Below are 938 nucleotides of genomic sequence, written 5' to 3'. Positions count from 1 at the left end.
TCTTTAATACGGCTCTTAGATGCGTTAACGTTCTCGTTAATGTTGTCTAAGTTGCTGATAGCGTGGTCGAAACGGTTTTGGAAAGCACCTAGCTCAGCACGGTGACTGTCTACATACTTAAGGGCCGCATCGATTACTGCTACAGACTCTTGTGCGCCGCCAACAGATGTTACGTCGATAGTATCAACCGTTACGTCTTTAGCTGCTTGAATACCTAGCTCGCCCGCAAGACCGCCAGAGAAAGACACATCGCCGCTCACTTTGTTGTTGCCTGTGAACATTTGTAGCTTGCCGTCTTCAGTAACAGACGCTTTAACAGAATCTTGTTGACCGTTGATGTAAGTCGCTAGCTCTTCGATGTCATCACCCGCTTTTGCGCTGATGTCGATTTCTTGTGCTTGGCCGAAGTTGTCAGTGAACGACAGTTTTAGGTCGTTAGAGCCCGCTTGAACGTTCCAGTCTTTGTCTTTCGCGTTCTCAGTTTGGTAGCTCTTACCACCCATCTGAGCGTTATCAGAGCGCATGTCTTTCAGTTGAAGCATTACAGCTTCACCGTTATCCGCACCGATTTGGAATGATTTAGTACCGTGAGTACCGTTAAGCAGCTTGTTACCACCAAAAGACGTCGTTTCCGCGATACGGTTCAGTTCGTCGTTCAGTGCTGTTACTTCTTCTTGAATCGCTACACGCTCAGATTTTGAGTTTGAGCCGTTTGAAGATTGTAGAGACAAATCACGCATACGTTGCAGGATGTTAGTCGTCTCGTTCATTGCACCTTCAGCAGTTTGTGCAATTGAGATACCGTCGTTCGCGTTACGTACAGCAACATCAAGGCCACGACTTTGAACGTTCAAACGGTTCGAGATTTGTAGACCCGCAGCGTCATCTTTTGCGCTGTTGATTTTTGAGCCAGAAGCTAGACGCTCCATTGATGTTTG

1 protein-coding gene is annotated in these 938 nt (G+C 47.0%); it reads right to left on the bottom strand.

Annotated features, from left to right (window positions below; genetic code table 11):
* The coding region (locus F0229_RS21655) for a flagellin (protein ID WP_253821019.1) at positions 1-938 on the bottom strand (938 nt) is incomplete at both ends.

This window comes from Vibrio sp. AIC-3, assembly GCF_013114515.1.
GTDB lineage: Bacteria > Pseudomonadota > Gammaproteobacteria > Enterobacterales > Vibrionaceae > Vibrio > Vibrio crassostreae_C.
The sequence above is the reverse complement of the archived record's forward strand: the minus strand, read 5'-3'. Positions and strand labels throughout refer to the sequence as shown.